This window comes from Phocaeicola acetigenes (assembly GCF_027529745.1).
Classification (GTDB): Bacteria; Bacteroidota; Bacteroidia; order Bacteroidales; family Bacteroidaceae; genus Phocaeicola; species Phocaeicola acetigenes.
The window spans coordinates 132,531-151,242 of sequence record NZ_JAPZVM010000006.1 but is presented as its reverse complement, the minus strand read 5'-3'; the positions used below and the strand labels follow the sequence as shown (position 1 = coordinate 151,242).

The 18,712-nt window shown below is 41.1% G+C and carries 18 protein-coding genes; 16 read left to right on the top strand and 2 right to left on the bottom strand.

Annotated elements, in window-relative coordinates:
* Positions 1–53: 53 nt before the first annotated feature.
* The 6 genes from O6P32_RS08905 (at position 54) to O6P32_RS08880 (ending at position 4,248) form a co-directional block, all read left to right on the top strand.
* Positions 54–1,385 (top strand): deoxyguanosinetriphosphate triphosphohydrolase, encoded by a 1,332-nt coding sequence (locus tag O6P32_RS08905; RefSeq protein ID WP_269878082.1) that lies wholly within the window; start codon positions 54–56, stop codon positions 1,383–1,385.
* A gap of 299 nt (positions 1,386–1,684) precedes the next feature.
* Entirely contained in the window at positions 1,685–1,951 is a 267-nt protein-coding gene (locus O6P32_RS08900) for a hypothetical protein (RefSeq protein WP_269878081.1), read from the top strand.
* A gap of 170 nt (positions 1,952–2,121) precedes the next feature.
* Complete coding sequence (locus O6P32_RS08895; protein ID WP_269878080.1) at positions 2,122–2,379, top strand: NTF2 fold immunity protein; 258 nt, start codon at positions 2,122–2,124, stop codon at positions 2,377–2,379.
* 142 nt (positions 2,380–2,521) lie between these two features.
* Positions 2,522–3,031 carry a hypothetical protein gene (locus O6P32_RS08890; protein WP_269878079.1) on the top strand — a complete coding sequence of 170 codons (510 nt, stop codon included), beginning with the start codon at positions 2,522–2,524 and terminating at the stop codon, positions 3,029–3,031.
* Complete coding sequence (locus tag O6P32_RS08885; protein ID WP_269878077.1) at positions 3,021–3,788, top strand: hypothetical protein; 768 nt, start codon at positions 3,021–3,023, stop codon at positions 3,786–3,788. Before O6P32_RS08890 ends, O6P32_RS08885 begins: the two co-directional genes overlap by 11 nt.
* Positions 3,789–3,816: 28 nt before the next feature.
* Positions 3,817–4,248: a hypothetical protein gene (locus O6P32_RS08880; protein ID WP_269878076.1), complete on the top strand. Its 432-nt coding sequence runs from the start codon at positions 3,817–3,819 to the stop codon at positions 4,246–4,248.
* Positions 4,249–4,486: 238 nt separating this feature from the next.
* Here O6P32_RS08880 and O6P32_RS08875 read toward each other — a convergent pair whose 3' ends face one another.
* Positions 4,487–5,470, bottom strand: a complete 984-nt coding sequence (locus O6P32_RS08875) for a GNAT family N-acetyltransferase (RefSeq protein ID WP_269878075.1) — start codon at positions 5,468–5,470, stop codon at positions 4,487–4,489.
* Between the two features lie 22 nt (positions 5,471–5,492).
* Positions 5,493–6,311, bottom strand: a complete 819-nt coding sequence (locus tag O6P32_RS08870; protein WP_269878074.1) for a 1-acyl-sn-glycerol-3-phosphate acyltransferase — start codon at positions 6,309–6,311, stop codon at positions 5,493–5,495.
* Positions 6,312–6,611: 300 nt separating this feature from the next.
* Here O6P32_RS08870 and rsmH point away from each other — a divergent pair, with 300 nt between their 5' ends.
* The 10 genes from rsmH to O6P32_RS08820 all read left to right on the top strand — a co-directional run bounded on the left by rsmH (position 6,612) and on the right by O6P32_RS08820 (position 18,710).
* Positions 6,612–7,526: a 16S rRNA (cytosine(1402)-N(4))-methyltransferase RsmH gene (gene rsmH / locus O6P32_RS08865; protein ID WP_269878073.1), complete on the top strand. Its 915-nt coding sequence runs from the start codon at positions 6,612–6,614 to the stop codon at positions 7,524–7,526.
* 7 nt (positions 7,527–7,533) lie between these two features.
* Positions 7,534–7,884 carry an FtsL-like putative cell division protein gene (locus O6P32_RS08860; protein ID WP_269878072.1) on the top strand — a complete coding sequence of 117 codons (351 nt, stop codon included), beginning with the start codon at positions 7,534–7,536 and terminating at the stop codon, positions 7,882–7,884.
* A gap of 6 nt (positions 7,885–7,890) precedes the next feature.
* The gene (locus tag O6P32_RS08855) at positions 7,891–10,017 is read left to right on the top strand and encodes a penicillin-binding transpeptidase domain-containing protein (RefSeq protein WP_269878071.1); all 2,127 of its coding nucleotides are present in this window, start codon (positions 7,891–7,893) and stop codon (positions 10,015–10,017) included.
* A 4-nt stretch (positions 10,018–10,021) separates the two neighbouring features.
* Positions 10,022–11,479: a UDP-N-acetylmuramoyl-L-alanyl-D-glutamate--2,6-diaminopimelate ligase gene (locus O6P32_RS08850; protein WP_269878070.1), complete on the top strand. Its 1,458-nt coding sequence runs from the start codon at positions 10,022–10,024 to the stop codon at positions 11,477–11,479.
* Between the two features lie 8 nt (positions 11,480–11,487).
* Complete coding sequence (gene mraY / locus O6P32_RS08845) at positions 11,488–12,756, top strand: phospho-N-acetylmuramoyl-pentapeptide-transferase (RefSeq protein ID WP_269878069.1); 1,269 nt, start codon at positions 11,488–11,490, stop codon at positions 12,754–12,756.
* 7 nt (positions 12,757–12,763) lie between these two features.
* The gene (gene murD / locus O6P32_RS08840) at positions 12,764–14,098 is read left to right on the top strand and encodes a UDP-N-acetylmuramoyl-L-alanine--D-glutamate ligase (RefSeq protein ID WP_269878068.1); all 1,335 of its coding nucleotides are present in this window, start codon (positions 12,764–12,766) and stop codon (positions 14,096–14,098) included.
* 13 nt (positions 14,099–14,111) lie between these two features.
* On the top strand, positions 14,112–15,419 hold the full coding sequence (locus tag O6P32_RS08835; protein WP_269878066.1) for an FtsW/RodA/SpoVE family cell cycle protein: 1,308 nt from the start codon (positions 14,112–14,114) through the stop codon (positions 15,417–15,419).
* A 63-nt stretch (positions 15,420–15,482) separates the two neighbouring features.
* Entirely contained in the window at positions 15,483–16,610 is a 1,128-nt protein-coding gene (gene murG, locus O6P32_RS08830; protein ID WP_269878065.1) for an undecaprenyldiphospho-muramoylpentapeptide beta-N-acetylglucosaminyltransferase, read from the top strand.
* Positions 16,600–17,976 carry a UDP-N-acetylmuramate--L-alanine ligase gene (gene murC / locus O6P32_RS08825; protein WP_269878064.1) on the top strand — a complete coding sequence of 459 codons (1,377 nt, stop codon included), beginning with the start codon at positions 16,600–16,602 and terminating at the stop codon, positions 17,974–17,976. Before murG ends, murC begins: the two co-directional genes overlap by 11 nt.
* Positions 17,973–18,710, top strand: coding sequence for a cell division protein FtsQ/DivIB (locus tag O6P32_RS08820; protein ID WP_269878063.1), 738 nt, complete (start codon positions 17,973–17,975; stop codon positions 18,708–18,710). Before murC ends, O6P32_RS08820 begins: the two co-directional genes overlap by 4 nt.
* Positions 18,711–18,712: the final 2 nt, after the last annotated feature.

Sequence of the window (18,712 nt, the reverse complement as noted above, 5' to 3'; positions counted from 1 at the left end):
CCGAGCTATTTCCACCGAATTTCATTAAGTTTGCAAAAACAACCTATTTCTGCATGAACTGGAAACAACTGATATCGAACAAACGCTTCGGACTGGAGTTTCTCCACGAAGCACGGAAAGAAGACCGTACCGAATTCCAACGCGACTACGACCGGCTGATTTTCTCCGCTCCTTTCCGACGTCTGCAAAACAAGACCCAGGTATTTCCCCTTCCGGGAAGCATCTTTGTACACAACCGACTAACGCACAGCCTGGAAGTTTCGTGTGTAGGTCGCTCTTTAGGAAATGAAGTAGCCACAATCCTCCTGCAAAAGCACCCGGAACTGCACGATTCGCATCTGTCCGAAATCGGTTCCATCGTATCGGCTGCCTGCCTTGCACACGACTTGGGCAATCCACCTTTCGGCCATTCGGGAGAAAAAGCCATCGGTACCTATTTTTCCGAAGGCAAGGGACTTACCCTGAAGCCGCTCCTCTCTGCCGCCGAATGGGAAGACCTTACCCACTTTGAAGGGAATGCCAACGCTTTCCGCCTGCTGACGCATCAGTTCCGGGGACGCCGCCCGGGAGGTTTCGTGATGACCTACTCTACATTGGCTTCCATCGTGAAATACCCCTTTTCTTCGCAGCTTGCCGGAAAGAAACAGAAGTTCGGCTTCTTCCTGAGCGAAGAAGACGACTACCGCCGTATTGCCGAAGAATTAGGCATTGTACGCCTGAGCCGGGAAGGAGAACCGGCACGCTATGCCCGTCACCCGTTGGTCTATCTGGTAGAAGCCGCCGACGATATCTGTTATCAGATGATGGATATAGAAGATGCCTACAAGCTGAAAATACTCACTCTACAGGAGACGAAAGACCTGTACTACCGTTTCTTCTCCCCCAAACGTCTGGCACACATCGAGGAAATCTGCCGGATGGTAACCGATGCCAACGAACAAATAGCCTACTTACGCTCCTCGGCCATCGGTGTACTGATAAAAGAATGTACCCGTGTATTTACAGAACACGAAGAAGATATTCTTGCCGGAACGTTCGAAGGAGTACTTATCAAGCACATGGAACCGCAAATCAGAGAAGCCTACGAAAACTGTTCACGTACCGCCTTCGCCAAGATATATCATTCGAAAGATGTGGTGGACATCGAGCTGGCCGGTTTCCAGGTTATCAGCACTCTGATTGACCTGATGGTGGAAGCTGTGCGACATCCCGACAAAGCTTATTCACAGCTGTTGATAAACCGCATTTCAAAACAATACGATGTGGAAGCTCCTACCTTGTACGGCAAGATTCAAGCCGTGCTGGACTACATTTCGGGCATGACCGACGTATATGCGCTCGACCTTTACCGGAAAATAAACGGCAATAGTCTGCCGGCAGTGTAACATACGCTTCACCGGTATATCTTCCTTCAAAAAACGTGACTTGTATCGCAGGCTTGCGATACAAGTATCGATCGCTCACGTGACTTGTATCGTAAGCCTACGATACAAGTCACGTTTTTTCGTTCTTCTTTTCTGCTGCATAACATTCTCTTTTCTTCTTTTATATCGAAAGTTTTCATTAAATTTAAAGCATTAATAACGAAATAGTTAAGACAGGAATATGCAATTCCTATCAGGAATTCCAAAAACGTTTATATAAAAAACTGGTAAATAAAGAATATATCACAATCAACACTTCCATGTATGAAGAATTCTCAGAGGATAAGGTCGTAGAAGTTCCGGAAATCCGCAAATTATACGAGGAAGGAGGAATAGACAAAGTATTATTAAAATATGTACACAACAGAATACTGCCCCATGAAAATCCAACAAGAGCCTACATTGTCTATCCTGCATCTTTACATAATATACTCTTTGGCTGGGATGATGAATGTGGAGATTTCTTTTTGGAATCAACTTATTCTGAGCATTTGGAAAAAATCAAAAGAAACATATCAGATAAATAAGAACAAATATTCCAAACTTCTTTTGACAAAATGAAATATTTCTTCCTCATCTGTATAATATTATTCTGCAGCTGCGGGTATAAAGAACAAAAAACAATCAAGAAATTTCTGAGTTCATTGTTGACTCAACATTGAAACGTAATTATCAAGAATGCAAAGGCTGTTACTTTATGCCCAACAACCACAACGGAAAAGATGTCCAGACTGCAAAAGAAGCTTTCGAACTTGCCCTACCTATTTTATCGGACATGAATAAAGGCAACATCGAGAACTTGATTCCCATCCATATTACATTAGTAGAAGATACAATATGGATACTATACGGATACCCTCACCCCAAAGATAATGAAATTATAATGGGCGGAGGATTATATATAGAAATGTCAAAAAACAATGGAGCCATTCTAAAAGCTATCATTGAAGAATAAAAAACCTCCAAACTTCTTGACTATCCGTCGGGCATATGATACACAGAAAGAAAAAGAGTATAATAACTCACCTAATGGAAATATAGTTTTAATGGGATGATTACTAATTTTAAAAGGTAACTACTAAATATATAAAAGAGAAATGAGAACAGTAATTTACATATTTTTTCCACTCTTTCTGTTTTGTGCAACGAACTTGAATGCTCAGCGTCAAATACAGATTGATACCTTATCATTTTGCTATTTCAATGGAATTACCGGACAAACTCAAACTATCAGCAAATACCAAATAACAAATAAATCAAACGAGGACTATTTAACCTGGATATCATTGCTTTCAATAAACAAAAAATCAAACTCTGAATTGGTGCACGATTTTTTTAAAAAGAAAAAAGGTGATTTCAGTTTTATTGAAATGATGTTTGAAGATTTATCAGACGAACATTTAATGAATGTAGGATACTCATTTATTAAAAAAATTGCACCCGGTAAAACGTTCTCATATTTCATAGCCCAAACAGATAGGAAGTCAAAATTTTATCAAGAAAGAATTGTTCTTATGAGAAAAAGAGAAGTAGAACAATATTTAAGAATACAAATTGATGAAAAATATTTTTTCAAATTACCGAGTATTTTCTTAGTTGAACAATAATACATCGAAGACAAATGGATGTACCATCTATGCATTAGGACGTGTAAACATGTTTTTGATAAACGAAGAGGCAAGAACAGTACGCATCGTGAATGACGAGGCTACCGTTTATGATTGGAATACCGGAGGAGGATTTACGAGAAATTTATTTATCAAGGCAAAAAGACTTCGCACAGGGATAAATGATACACACGGATTTAAAACATTTTATTACGGAATAGGGAGACTGATGAATATTCTAAAATACATACTGACATTCCTGAAATATACGCTGATTTTCATCGTGTCATTCTTTATTGTACTGATTGGATTCTTATTTTATGCAGACTCGTTCATGCCAGAATGGAATGGATCGTATAAATTAGGAAAAGGGCTGTTTCTGATTGAATGGGATTGGAACACCCAAAAAATTGTTTATTCAGGGGAAACAGAAAGTAATGGCTATGGAGGAAGATGCATTATACCACCATTCCCTGACTCTCCTTGGATATGTATGCATGAAGTAAATGCAAATGACCTATGGGTTATCGTAAAAGCTACAACCCTCAAAGGCAACTACCCCCGCTATTATCTGATTGACAAATCTTTCAACATAGAAGGGCTTGACTGGAAAGCCGATAACTGTGACAGCATCATACAAAGTCATATTATTGTTACTTCCGACAGCATAAGGTTTGAAGATATATTAAAAAAGAAAAATGTTGATCTGAGGTTTAATAATATACGTTACAAATATATGTACAGAAGAGAAGAGTGATGCCGAACTGACCTTTGTAGGACATTCCTTGGGAGAAGGATTGGCTGCCGCCAATTCATTAAGGACAAACAGAAATGCCATTACATTCAACCCGGTTGCCCTTACAAAGAAAACCATGAAAAACTTGGGTTTGACACCTTCTACAAGCAAAGGACAAATTATAAACATTGTTATAAAGGGAGAAATAGTATCTGTCTTGCAAAACAGTCTCGGACTGTCTCCTATAGGAGAAACACAGACCATAAGCATATCCCAGATTCCATACTCATTACTTCCATCATGGCTAAATATTCTGCAAAGGACGAGAAACCACTTTATCGATACAATAATCCAGGAATTGGAAAACGGAGGAAACCTGATAGCCATAAACGAATTTATCAGAAAGATAAAAGCAGTAAAAAGGATACAGAAACCATCCGGTAAGTTTCAAAAACGCGACTATTCACGTGAGCTCATGTGAATAGTCACGATAGCCAACGATAATAATAGCGTAAGCTTACGATAATAGTCACGTTTTTTGAGGTATATATTCATGTAAAAAAGGCTTGCCCCATCGCTGCCGGCAAGCCTTTTTATTTCATTTTCATTTTGTAGTTATCCGAGAAGAAAAAAGTCAACAAGAGACTCTGTTCTTTATACATAGCCCACTAAACATCAGACAAATAGATGTATAAAGAGCGTTTTTTAGGGAAGCATGATCAATCTTTCGAAACAACCGGATGAGCACCTGAAGTAAGCTGCAAAGCTTCCGGGTGTTCCTTGATGTACGACTCGATATGACGTACCCGCTTTTCTTCCAGAATCTCATCTACTGCAATCAAGATACCGGTTTCCTCTACATCGCCAAAACCATCGTTGATGGCTGTACCAAACATACGCATCGTAGGCGACAGACTCATATATGCATTAACCAGAGGAGGAATGTTGTAGCCCAACTTGCGTACCTCTGTATTCAGTACCTTGTAATCTTCCTTGAAAGTATCGTTGCAGAAAATCTGCTCCAACACAGCCGGATCGGTTTCTATCTGCAAAGGAATCATCGGAGTAATCAGATTATCTTTATCTGAAAAATGTTTCTTGAGGAAATACAGAATCATATCGCGCCCCAGGCGGCTATAACTGGGATACATGGTCATTTTTCCGAAGAAATACTTCACATTGGGCTTAATCACCGTCAGTGCTCCCAGACCATCCCACAGATTATCGAGTGCAAACAGTCCTTTCGAACCGGCACGGGTGGACTGATATTCCAGTGTCACAAACGAACGTCCCAATTCTATGGTTGTAGGCAGATATTCTTTCAGAAACTTTTCAGAGAAATTGAACATATGAGCTGTTGCCAATACCGGCTTTCCATGCTCGTCGAACTCCACTTCATTTCCCAACAGATAACGGTAGCCACCCAAAATTTCTTCAGCATCGGGATTCCATACTACCAGCTGCTTGTAGGGATTCTCCATCAAATCGTATTCATCCAAATCGAGTGATTTTCCGGTACCTCCTCCAGCCGCACGGAATGCAATTTCACGTAAGCGACCTATCTCCTTCAATACATTAGGGGCATTCTTCCAGGTAACCACATAGATTTCATTATTACTTCTGTTGGTGAACCGTAAACGCTTATCCTCAGTGAGTTCGGCTTTCAAGACCTCCCTATCAATCGGTGCAATAACATCTTCCATATATCTAAATTCAATCTTCTACTCAAAGTTTATATACCAACTCTTTCACATACTCAGCCCACTCTGCCGGAGTCTTCGACTTGTCGAAGGTTTGCCACGGAATAGGTTTGCCAATAGTGACCTTAAATGTTTTATGACGGTTTTTGAACATCTCGTCGGCCAAATACAACATGGCTATGTTGAACTTGATACCCAAGAACTTGCAAACATTGGCCAATCTGTAGAAAAAGTCTGAATTTCTTCCCTCGAAATGAATAGGAACCACATAGCGATGAGTTTCCACACTCTTTGTCACGAAGGTTTTCTTCCATGCCAAGTCTTTAATAACGCCATTCCGACGACGGGAACACAAACCGGCAGGAAACATAATAATGTGACTGTCCGAACAGAAACCGGCTTCTACCATACGGGGAAAATCTCTGGACTGCGAACCAGTTTTATTGATTGGAATACACAAAGGAGCCAAACCATGCAGATTCATCAGCAAATCATTGACCAAATACTTGATACGTCCGTCATAGTGTTTTCCAAGCAAATAACCTAAAGCGACTCCATCTTGTCCGCCCAACGGATGATTGGACACAAACGTACACAAGCCATCGGCCGGAAGATTTTCCATCCCCTCCACTTCCAGCTTCATATCCAGAAATTCTACACAAGCTTCCAGAAAGTCGACACCGGTCTTATCGTTTACGCTTTTCAGAAAGGCATTGATTTCCTCCTGATGCACAATGTGTTTCAAATAAGACACAAAGAAACGGGGAATACGCGCAGCCTTCTTTCCGGCTTTCTCCCGTAGAATTTTATCTATGTCAATCAAAAATATAGAATCGGCGGCCATTCTTCACTTTATGTTTTGCCTGCAAATGTAACGTATCTTTTGAAATATTGCTTACTAATACCGAAAAAAATGGCCGTTTTCTACTCAAAAAGATAGAAGTAACACAAATGAAAAAGAAATATTGCACAAGATGTAATACTGTGTGCAGAGGCTTCAATCCATACGCACAGTTTTCGCTAAAGCTGTTGATAACTTCTTCAAACATTTTTATTCAATCATACCCCCGTTTGTGAGGAAAGTTGTAATTTTACAGCTCAATTGTATATTATAAGGTGTATTATTACTAATTCGAAGAAAAGAATGAACGAAACAGAACAGATTTATCACATACCTGTATTGCTCGACGAAAGCATCAACGGCATGAACCTGAAACCCGGAGGAACATACGTAGACGTTACTTTCGGAGGAGGTGGACACTCGAAAGAAATCTTGCGCCGCATGGATAAAGACAGTCGTCTGTTCAGTTTCGACCAGGACGAGGATGCTGAACGGAACATCGTAAACGACAGTCGTTTTACGTTTGTACGCAGCAACTTCCGTTACTTGCACAATTTCCTGCGTTACTACGATGTAGAAGGAGTGGATGCAATTCTGGCTGATTTGGGCGTATCCTCTCATCATTTCGACGACTCGGAACGTGGTTTTTCTTTCCGCTTTGAAGGAAGCCTGGATATGAGAATGAATAAACGGGCCGGAAAAACGGCAGCAGACATCGTCAACACATACGATGAAGAACAGCTCGCCAATCTGTTTTACCTGTACGGAGAGCTGAAAAACAGCAGGAAACTGGCTTCGGTTCTGGTAAAAGCACGCATGCAAAATCCGATTCAAACCATTGGAGAGTTTCTGGAAATTGTGAAACCGCTTTTCGGACGGGAACGGGAAAAGAAAGAACTGGCCAAAGTCTTTCAGGCACTCCGCATTGAAGTAAATCAGGAAATGGAAGCTCTGAAGGAAATGCTTTATGCAGCTACTGAGGCATTGAATCCAGGAGGACGATTGGTAGTGATTACGTATCACTCGCTGGAAGACCGCATTGTAAAAAACCTGATGAAAACTGGAAATATTGAAGGAAAAGCAGAGCAGGATTTCTTCGGAAATGTACAGACTCCATTCAAGCTGGTCAACAACAAGGTAATTGTACCTACCGACGAAGAACAGACAAGGAATCCACGTTCAAGAAGCGCCAAACTGAGAATTGCAGAAAAGAAATAAGAAGACAATGGAACAGAAAGAACAAGATACACAGGCAACCGCACCGCACATTACACTAAAGAGCATTTTGGGTGGGGACATCTTGGCTCACGATTTTCTAAAGAGGCAGGCCAATCTGCTTATTCTGATTGTGATCTTAACGATTCTATATATCGATAACCGGTATAGCAGCCAACAAGAGCTGATAGAAATCGACCAGTTAAAAAAAGAGCTGATTGATATTAAATACGATGCATTGACCATTTCTTCGGAGCTTACGGAGAAAAGCCGACAGTCACGTATCGAAGAATATATTTCGGCAGAGGGGAATACTCTGGAAACAGCAACAACTCCTCCGTACTTAATCAGAAAGAAATAAAAAGATATGATATCCGGATTGAAAAATATTACATTTCGCTATACTTTCATCGTGGTGATTATGGCTGTTTTGGCAATATTGATTATTGTCAAAGCTGGAATCATTATGTTTGCCGAACGCCAATATTGGAAGGATGTAGCCGACCGCTTTGTGAAAGAGAATGTAGTAATTCGTCCGACACGAGGCAATATCATTTCGGCTGACGGGAAGCTTATGGCAAGTAGTCTGCCGGAGTATAAAATTTACATGGACTTCCGAGTACAGAGTAGCAAGCAAGACACCATGCTAATGAATCATTTGCAGGAAATCTGCAACGGTCTGCATGAAATTTTCCCCGACCGGAGCGCACAGGATTTCCGCAAACATATTTTGAAAGGAAGAAGAGCCAAAAGCCGGCATTTTCTGCTCTACCCCAAACGAATTTCTTATATCCAGTACAAGGAAGTAAAGAAGTTACCTTTGTTCAATCAGAGCAAAAACATAAGCGGCTTGCATGAAGAGGTGTTCAACCAGCGTAAAAAGCCATTCGGTTCACTTGCAATGCGTACTTTGGGAGATATGTTCCCCGATATGGCACAAGGAGCCAAAAATGGTTTGGAATTAACCTACGATTCTCTTCTGAAAGGAGAAAATGGTATCACACACCGTCAGAAGGTTATGAACAAATATCTGAATATTGTAGACAAACCTGCAATAGACGGATATGATGTCATCACAACGATTGACGTGGATATGCAAGATATTGCAGAAAAAGCATTGGTTGACCAACTGAAAAACCTGGATGCCGTATTTGGAGTGGCCGTCGTAATGGATGTGGCAACGGGAGAAGTAAAAGCCAATGTCAACATGACTAAAGCCGGGGACGGTAAATACTACGAAATGAGAAATCTTGCAGTCAGCAATCTGATGGAACCGGGTTCTACCTTTAAAACGGCTTCTATCATGGTAGCTTTGGAAGATAAATATATTACTCCCGACTATAAAGTAGATACCAAAAACGGTATGGTCAATATGTATGGCAGCTGGATGAAAGACTGGAACTGGTATAAGGGAGGATATGGAGAAATTGATGTAACCCGTATTTTGGAAGTATCATCCAATGTGGGAGTATCAAGCATCATCGACAAATTTTATGGGAAAGACCCACAAAAATTCATAGATGGATTAAGGCGGATGAGCATAGACAAGCCTTTGAATCTGGGATTCGTAGGAGAGGCTTCTCCTCGCATAAAAGGGCCTAAGGAACGATATTTTGCCAAGACTACATTACCATGGATGAGTATAGGATACGAAACAATGATTCCTCCTATCTATATGCTAAATTTCTATAATGCCATTGCCAATAATGGAGTGATGGTGAAGCCGAAATTTGTCAAAGCAATCGCACGTAACGGAGAAATAGTTGAAGAATATCCTACGGAAATAGTCAATCCTAAAATTTGCTCAGATGAAACCTTACAGCAAATACAGACGATTTTACGCAAGGTAGTATCGGAAGGATTGGCAAAACCGGCCGGCAGTAAACAGTTCAGCGTTTCCGGTAAAACAGGTACGGCACAAATCTCACAGGGTAAAGCCGGATATAAAGCCAATGGAGTCAGTTATCTGGTTAGCTTCTGCGGGTATTTCCCATCGGAAGCACCTAAATACAGTTGCATTGTCTCTATACAGATTCCACACGGACCGGCTTCGGGAGGTTTGCAAGCAGGTAGTGTTTTCAGCCGAATTGCAGAACGTATCTATGCCAAACATCTGGTAAAGAACATTGCGCAAGCTAAGGACTCTACCGCTGTACTAATTCCGGATGTTGCACAGGGAGATATTACAGAAACAGCATATGTACTGAAACAACTGAACGTAAAAAGCAATAGTGCATCTATTCCTTATTCGTTTAATCCAGTCTGGGGTAAAGCAAAAACCACAGACAGCTATGTAGAATTAAGTACGGCTCAACCTGACAAGAAAAGAGTACCCAATGTTGTCGGTATGGGAGCAAAAGATGCTGTATATTTATTGGAAAGCTACGGCATGAAGGTACACCTTTCTGGAGTCGGTAAGGTACACACCCAAAGTATTCCTTCGGGTAGCATGGTCCGAAAAGGAGAATATATTACATTGACACTCAAAAATTAAGCATATGAAACTAAAAGACATTATACAAGCTGTTGCAGTCAATGAGACTGCAGGCTCGACAGAAAAGGAAATCGCGGGAATCCACATGGACTCTCGATGCATCGAAAAAGACTTTTTATTCGTCGCTGTAAAAGGAACACAGACAGACGGACATGACTATATAGACAAGGCAATAGAAAAAGGTGCTACCGCTGTGGTATGTGAAGTTTTCCCAACTAATATAGTACCGGAAGTGACTTATATCAAAGTAAATAGTACAGAAGACAGTGTGGGCAAATTGGCTACAGCCTTTTATGGAAATCCTACGTCAAAACTGGACCTTATCGGAGTAACTGGAACTAACGGCAAAACAACAATTGCTACCTTATTATATAATATGTTCAGAAGTTTCGGATACAAAGCCGGACTGATTTCTACTGTCTGCAATTATATCGATGGAGAAGCAATTCCAACTGAACATACTACTCCCGATCCGATTACACTGAATAGTCTGTTGGGACGTATGGCTGATGAAGGATGCAAGTATGTATTCATGGAGGTCAGCTCCCACTCTGTAGCTCAAAAACGTATCGGAGGCCTGACATTTGCAGGTGGTATCTTTACTAATCTGACCCGTGACCATTTGGATTATCACAAAACTTTCGAGAATTATCTGAAGGCTAAAAAAACATTCTTCGACAATTTGCCGAAAAATGCTTTTGCTTTAACCAATGCAGATGACAAAAATGGGTTGGTAATGGTACAGAACACAAAAGCAAAAGTATCGACATATTCACTTCGGACTTTATGCGACTTCAAGGGAAAAGTGCTGGAAGATGGATTTGAAGGTATGCTGATGGATATCAATAACCGGGAAGTAAATGTTCAGTTCATCGGACGCTTTAATGCACTTAACCTGCTGGCTGTATATGGAGCAGCTTGTCTGTTGGGTAAACAGCCGGAAGAAGTTCTGATTGCTTTAAGCACACTGCGCCCGGTATCAGGACGATTTGATGCATTGCGTTCGCCGAAAGGATACACTGCCATCGTAGACTATGCACATACTCCTGATGCGCTGACCAATGTGCTGAATGCCATTCATGAAGTATTGAACGGAAGAGGTCAGGTGATTACTGTGGTAGGAGCCGGTGGAAACCGTGATAAGGGGAAACGTCCTATCATGGCACAGGAAGCTGTAAAACAAAGCGACAAGGTAGTAATTACTTCGGATAATCCGCGCTTTGAAGAGCCACAGGATATCATTAACGATATGCTGGCTGGTCTTTCCAAAGAAGATATGAGAAAAGTTGTATCGATTGTAGACCGCAAAGAGGCAATTCGTACAGCTTGCATGCTGGCACAAAATAGCGATGTAATTTTGGTGGCAGGTAAAGGACACGAAAATTATCAGGAAATAAAAGGAGTAAAACATCATTTCGATGACAAAGAGGTATTGAAAGATATTTTTGAATCAGAAAACTAAAACATCACATGTTATATTATTTATTTGATTATCTTGAGCAATTGAACTTCCCCGGAGCGCGCATGTTTGGATATGTATCGTTCCGGTCATTGATGGCAATCATATTGGCTTTGCTGATTTCAGCTATCTTTGGAGAATATTTCATCAATTTACTCAAACGAAAACAAATCACCGAGACGCAAAGAGATGCATCTATTGATCCTTTCAATGTCAATAAGGTAGGTGTACCGACGATGGGAGGAATTATCATCATTGTAGCTATACTGATACCCTGTTTGCTGTTAGGAAAGCTGCACAATGTATACATGATACTGATGCTGATTACTACCATTTGGCTTGGTACACTGGGCTTTTTGGACGATTATATCAAAGTATTCCGAAAAGACAAGGAAGGATTGCACGGAAAATTCAAGATTATCGGCCAGGTAGGTCTTGGGCTGATTGTAGGATTAACCTTGTATCTGAGTCCGAGTGTGGTCATCCGAGAGAATGTGGAAATCCAGAAAAACGGACAGATCATAGAGGTTATACATAAAAGTCAGGATGAGAAGTCTACTAAGACGACCATTCCATTCTTCAAAAACAACAATTTGGATTATGCCGACTTTGTAGGTTTTCTGGGAGACAAGGCACAAAGTATCGGATGGATCGTATTCGTGCTGATTACAATCTTTGTGGTAACAGCCGTATCAAACGGAGCCAATCTGAACGACGGTATGGATGGCATGGCTGCGGGAAACTCCGCGATTATAGGAGTAACACTTGGGATACTGGCTTATGTATCCAGTCATATAGAATATGCCAGCTACTTGAACATTATGTATATACCGGGAAGTGAAGAGTTGGTTATCTTTATCTGTGCCTTTATCGGTGCATTGATTGGTTTTCTCTGGTATAATGCCTTCCCGGCACAAGTGTTTATGGGAGATACCGGAAGTCTTACCATTGGGGGAATCATTGCTGTATTTGCCATCATCATACATAAGGAATTATTGATTCCTATTTTGTGTGGTGTGTTCTTGGTAGAGAATTTGTCTGTAATCTTACAGGTGAAATATTTCCAGAAAGGAAAAAAGAAAGGAGTACGTCAGCGCATTTTCAAACGGACTCCGATTCATGACCATTTCCGTACTACAATGGCACAACTCGACCCGAACTGTACCTATTTAATTACACGACCGGCTAATGTTTTTCATGAATCAAAAATAACCGTACGTTTTTGGATTGTAACCATCGTACTGGCAGCTATCACGATTATTACTTTAAAAATAAGATAAAAAGATCATGGCAAAAAGAATTGTCATTTTAGGAGCTGGCGAAAGTGGTGCGGGAGCAGCTGTGCTGGCAAAGAAAAAAGGTTTTGACACCTTTGTTTCCGATATGTCTTCCATCAAAGACAAATACAAGGAAATGCTGAATGAAAGAAACATCCCCTGGGAAGAGGGTAAACACACAGAGGAGTTGATACTGAATGCAGATGAAGTGATTAAAAGCCCGGGTATCCCTAATGATGCTCCCATGGTTGTTAAACTGAGAGAAAAGGGAACACCTATCATCTCAGAAATTGAATTTGCAGGCCGTTATACCAATGCCAAGATGATTTGTATCACCGGAAGCAATGGAAAGACAACGACCACTTCGTTGATTTATCATATTTTCAAAAAAGCCGGACTGAATGTAGGACTGGCTGGAAACATCGGACAAAGCCTAGCGTATCAGGTAGCTGAATACAACTACGATTATTATGTAATCGAATTGAGTAGTTTCCAGTTGGACAACATGTATAAGTTTCACGCAAACATTGCAGTACTGATGAATATCACTCCTGATCATCTGGACCGATATGAGCATAAAATGCAGAACTACGTTGATGCTAAATTCCGGATCATCCAGAATCAGACGGATGAGGATGCTTTTATTTATTGGAGTGACGATCCTATCATCCAAAGAGAATTACACAAATATGGCATTCACGGACATTATTATCCGTTTGCAGAACATAAGAAAGATGGACTGGCTGCCTTCGTAGACCAGAAGAAGGTTTACTTTACCGAGCCCATCGCTTTCAACATGGAAGAAGAAGAATTGGCTCTGACGGGAACGCATAACCTGTTCAACTCGATGGCTGCAGGTATTTCGGCTAATATCGCCGGCATACGCAAGGAGTGTATCCGCGAAGCACTGAAAGATTTTAAAGGAGTAGAACATCGTCTGGAAAAGGTAGCTCGTGTACGTGGAGTAGATTACATCAACGACTCCAAAGCTACAAACGTCAATTCTTGCTGGTATGCCTTACAAAGCATGAAAACAAAAACAGTGCTGATTTTGGGTGGAAAAGACAAGGGAAATGACTACAGCGAGATAGCCGGATTGGTAAAAGAAAAATGTTCGGGGCTGATTTTCCTTGGACTGCATAATGAAAAACTGCATGATTTCTTTGACGGATTCGGATTGCCTATTGCTGATGTACAAAGTATGAAAGATGCAGTTGATGCAGCTTATCAGATGGCAAAAAAAGGAGAAACTGTTCTTCTGAGTCCTTGCTGTGCCAGCTTCGACCTCTTCCGCAGCTACGAAGACCGAGGCGATCAATTTAAAGAATGTGTGAGAAATTTATAAACAAACATCCAATATGGATTTGCTAAAAAATTTATTCAAAGGCGACAAAGTAATCTGGATTATCTTCTTGTTACTTTGTCTTGTCTCTATCATCGAAGTATTCAGTGCCTCCAGTACCCTGACCTATAAAAGCGGGGATCACTGGAAACCTATAACCAATCATCTGATACTGCTGATGGTAGGTGCTTTCGTTGTATGGGTTACCCACAACATACCTTGCCGTATATTTAAAGCAGGAATTATACTCCTCCCTATTTCATGGATTCTTCTACTCATAGTATTAGGGATGTCGGCAATTAACGGAGCAAGCCGCTGGATAGATTTAGGATTCATTCAGTTCCAGCCTTCCGAAGTTGCTAAGATGGCTACCATCATTACCGTGGCCTTTATTTTGTCTAAACTTCAAGAGGAGGAACAGGCCAGCCGCAAGGCTATGAAATATATCTTGTGGATCACAGGAATTACCTGCGGACTGATAGTTTCGGAAAACTTGTCTACAGCCGTATTACTGGCAGGAAGTGTATTTTTGATGATGTTCATTGGCAGAGTCCCGATGAAACAACTTGGTTTACTTTTGGGGATAGGACTGGCTTCCATGTTCATTGCCTTCACTACCATCAAATACGTTCCGGACAATGCATGGGATAAGGTAGGACTGCATCGTATGGTAACTTGGAAAGAACGTCTGAAAGACCATAATAAGACCAATGTTCCTCCTGCTAAATTTGATATCGATAATGATGCTCAGGTCGCCCATGCCAATATTGCTATTGCAACCAGTAACATTTTGGGAAAAGGTCCAGGAAACAGTGTACAACGTGATTTCCTATCGCAAGCTTTCTCCGACTTTATCTATGCCATTATCATCGAAGAATTAGGACTGATAGGAGGAGCGTTTGTCGCCTTTCTCTATATTCTTCTGTTAATGCGTATAGGGAAAATTGCCCGAAATTGCGACAAGTCTTATTACGCCTTTCTCGTTATGGGAATCGGAATCCTATTAGTTTCTCAAGCCATGTTCAATATGCTTGTTGCTGTAGGAATTCTTCCGGTCACCGGACAGCCTTTACCCCTAATCAGTAAAGGAGGAACATCTACCCTGGTAAACTGTGCCTACATTGGAATCATATTAAGCATCAGTCGGCGCGTGTACGAAATAAAGCAGCAACAAGAGGAAGAAGAGCATAGTAAGCAAGTACAGATTCAAGAAGCCGCCATTGCTCTACTTCAAAATGCAGCACAATTAGGTCAAAACAGTCAAACCTCCGCAACCGAAGATTCGACAACAGAAAAACAACAGGATACACTAAAGTCCGAATGATAAAAAAAGTAAACAATCATTATTTTAAGAGTTTATTCATAACTTTGCAATAAAATAAAGACAATGAAAAAACAATTAAGAATCATTATCAGCGGAGGTGGAACGGGAGGACATATCTTTCCGGCTGTATCTATCGCTAACGCCATAAAAGAACAACATCCTGACGCAGAAATTCTTTTCGTCGGAGCAGAAGGACGTATGGAGATGCAACGTGTCCCCGCTGCAGGTTATAAAATTATCGGTCTTCCTATTGCCGGATTTAACCGAAAGAACCTTCTGAAAAATTTCAGCGTATTGATTAAGATTATACGCAGTCAGCTGAAAGCACGTAAAATCATTAAAGACTTCCAACCGCATGCTGCAGTAGGCGTGGGAGGATATGCCAGTGGTCCCACATTAAAGATGGCAGGAATGATGGGTATTCCAACTCTCATCCAAGAACAGAACTCGTATGCTGGTGTCACTAATAAATTACTGGCTAAAAAAGCCGATAAAATATGTGTGGCATACGAAGGCATGGAACGCTTTTTCGATAAAGAAAAAATCATATTAACAGGAAACCCTGTCCGTCAAGGATTACTGAAGTCCATCAATAAGGAAGAAGCCATCCGTTCATTCGGTCTGGATCCTCAGAAAAAAACAATACTGATTGTAGGTGGAAGCCTGGGAGCACGCACTATCAACAACTGTGTGATGAAAGGATTGGATAAGATCAAACATTCCGACGTACAATTCATCTGGCAGACTGGTAAATTCTACATCGACGAAGCTAGAAAGACAGTCAAACAAGCAGGAGAACTACCGATGCTCTATACTACAGACTTTATCTCAGATATGGCTACAGCCTATAGTGCGGCCGATTTAGTAATCAGTCGTGCAGGTGCCGGTTCCATCTCCGAATTCTGCCTGTTGCAGAAGCCGGTCATTCTGGTACCTTCACCTAATGTAGCCGAAGACCATCAAACCAAAAACGCTCTTGCTCTGGTCAACAAAGAGGCAGCTCTCTACGTTAAAGATGCAGAAGCCGAAAACGAATTGCTGGATTTGGCTATAAAAACAGTACAGCAACCGGAAGTATTGAAGAAGTTAAGTAACCACATTGCTGCATTAGCTTTCAAAGACTCTGCCAATGTCATTGCACAAGAGGTTTGTAAGTTAGCAGAACAATATCAACAGAAACATGAACATTAATACACTATCTGCAGTCTATTTTATAGGAGCCGGAGGAATAGGAATGAGTGCCTTAGTCCGTTACTTTCTGTCGAAAGGCAAGAAAGTAGGAGGTTATGACCGTACTCCAAGTGAACTGACAGAAAAATTGATAAAAGAAGGGGCTGACATTCATTACGAAGAAAATACAGCCCTTATTGCAAGTGATTTCCTAAACCCAGATACCACACTGGTAATTTATACTCCTGCCATACCAGCCACACATCAGGAGTTGGTGTATTTCAAGGAACATGGCTTCGAAATACAGAAACGTGCGCAGGTATTGGGTATGCTTACACAAACCGAAAAAGGCCTGTGTGTAGCTGGTACACATGGAAAGACAACCACCTCGACGATGGCAGCCCACCTGCTTCATCAGTCGCACATTGGTTGCAACGCATTTTTAGGAGGTATTTCCAAGAACTATGGAACCAACCTGCTGTTGTCCGAAAAAAGTGAGTTTGTGGTTATCGAAGCCGACGAATTCGACCGTTCATTCCATTGGCTGACACCGTATGCTACTGTTATCACCGCTACAGACTCCGATCATTTGGACATTTACGGTACTCACGAAGCCTACCTGGAAAGTTTCCGTAAATACACATCTCTGATACGTCCGGATGGTTATCTGATATTGAAAAAAGGATTGGAGCTTGTACCAGACGTGCAACAGGGAGTTACAATATATACCTACTCTACTACAGAAGGCGACTTCCATGCAGAGAACATAAGAATAGAAAATGGAGAAATCTATTTTGACTATGTTTCACCACTTGGAAACATCACAAATATACAGTTGGGAGTACCTGTTTATGTAAACATTGAAAACGGTATTGCTGCAATGGCTTTGGCACAGATTGGCGGAGCAACAGCAGAAGAAATACGCAATGCCATGGCAAGTTTCGGAGGAGTAGATCGTCGTTTCGACTTTAAGTTGAAAAACGAACGAGTTGTTTTACTAAGCGACTATGCACATCATCCGGCAGAAATCAAACAAAGCGTAACTTCTATCCGCACATTGTATCCGAATAGAAAAATCACTGCAGTATTTCAGCCTCATTTGTATACACGCACCCGTGATTTTTATCAGGAATTTGCAGACAGTCTGTCTCTTCTAGACGAAGTCATTCTGCTTGATATCTATCCAGCACGCGAAGCACCTATTCCAGGAGTAACCAGCGAGCTTATTTACAACAGTCTTCGCCCCGATATGCAAAAATGCATCTGCAAAAAAGAAGAGTTAATAGAATTGTTGAAGAACAAGCCCATCGATGTACTTATTACATTGGGAGCCGGCGACATAGATAATTACGTACCTCAAATTTACGATATATTAAAAGACCGATGATAAAACGAATTTTCATACTCTGCATACTTTTACTGATAGCAGCTTACCTCGTGTTGTCTGCTACCGTACTGAACAGCGAACCCAATCAGCGGGCTTGCAAGGGTATGGAATTGAGCATAAAAGACAGCATCGACTATGGTTTTATCACTTCAGATGAAATCAAAAGCATTTTGAAACGTAACAAACTCTTCCCCGAGGGTAAAGAATTGGGCAGTATCAATGTGCGACGTATAGAAGAAACGCTCACCAAACATCCGTTTATCGAAAAAGCAGAATGTTATCTGACCAGTGGAGGAAAAGTTGCCATCGAACTCTATCAACGTGTTCCTATCATCCGTATCCTCAGCAATAATGGAGATAATTATTATCTTGACAGCAAGGGAGAGATTATGACTACTCTTGGTCAACCCGTACATGTGGCGGTAGTAACAGGATTCATAGACCGGAAGTTTGCAAAAGAAGAACTTTATCCATTGGCAAAGTTCCTACAGAGTAATGAATTCTGGAAAGCACAGATAGAACAAATAAATGTGACTCCTAAACTGGAACTGGAATTAGTACCTCGAGTAGGAAAGCACATACTCTTTTTAGGAAAAGGCGGCGATTATAACGAAAAATTCAGTAAATTGCAGACCTTCTATAAGGAGGCTTTAAATCAGGTAGGCTGGAATAAATACGAACGTATCAGTATAGAGTTCAGCAACCAAATTATTTGTACAAAAAAGGAGAATTAAGA

Bases quoted from the DNA above. Each gene is read 5' to 3' on its own strand.
- O6P32_RS08900 (WP_269878081.1), top strand. From the start codon at position 1,685: ATGTATGAAGAATTCTCAGAGGATAAGGTCGTAGAAGTTCCGGAAATC.
- O6P32_RS08820 (WP_269878063.1), top strand. From the start codon at position 17,973: ATGATAAAACGAATTTTCATACTCTGCATACTTTTACTGATAGCAGCT.
- O6P32_RS08875 (WP_269878075.1), bottom strand. From the start codon at position 5,470: ATGGAAGATGTTATTGCACCGATTGATAGGGAGGTCTTGAAAGCCGAA.
- murG (WP_269878065.1), top strand. From the start codon at position 15,483: ATGAAAAAACAATTAAGAATCATTATCAGCGGAGGTGGAACGGGAGGA.
- O6P32_RS08850 (WP_269878070.1), top strand. From the start codon at position 10,022: ATGAAACTAAAAGACATTATACAAGCTGTTGCAGTCAATGAGACTGCA.
- rsmH (WP_269878073.1), top strand. From the start codon at position 6,612: ATGAACGAAACAGAACAGATTTATCACATACCTGTATTGCTCGACGAA.
- O6P32_RS08835 (WP_269878066.1), top strand. From the start codon at position 14,112: ATGGATTTGCTAAAAAATTTATTCAAAGGCGACAAAGTAATCTGGATT.
- O6P32_RS08860 (WP_269878072.1), top strand. From the start codon at position 7,534: ATGGAACAGAAAGAACAAGATACACAGGCAACCGCACCGCACATTACA.
- murC (WP_269878064.1), top strand. From the start codon at position 16,600: ATGAACATTAATACACTATCTGCAGTCTATTTTATAGGAGCCGGAGGA.
- mraY (WP_269878069.1), top strand. From the start codon at position 11,488: ATGTTATATTATTTATTTGATTATCTTGAGCAATTGAACTTCCCCGGA.
- O6P32_RS08870 (WP_269878074.1), bottom strand. From the start codon at position 6,311: ATGGCCGCCGATTCTATATTTTTGATTGACATAGATAAAATTCTACGG.
- O6P32_RS08855 (WP_269878071.1), top strand. From the start codon at position 7,891: ATGATATCCGGATTGAAAAATATTACATTTCGCTATACTTTCATCGTG.
- murD (WP_269878068.1), top strand. From the start codon at position 12,764: ATGGCAAAAAGAATTGTCATTTTAGGAGCTGGCGAAAGTGGTGCGGGA.
- O6P32_RS08895 (WP_269878080.1), top strand. From the start codon at position 2,122: ATGCCCAACAACCACAACGGAAAAGATGTCCAGACTGCAAAAGAAGCT.
- O6P32_RS08890 (WP_269878079.1), top strand. From the start codon at position 2,522: ATGAGAACAGTAATTTACATATTTTTTCCACTCTTTCTGTTTTGTGCA.
- O6P32_RS08905 (WP_269878082.1), top strand. From the start codon at position 54: ATGAACTGGAAACAACTGATATCGAACAAACGCTTCGGACTGGAGTTT.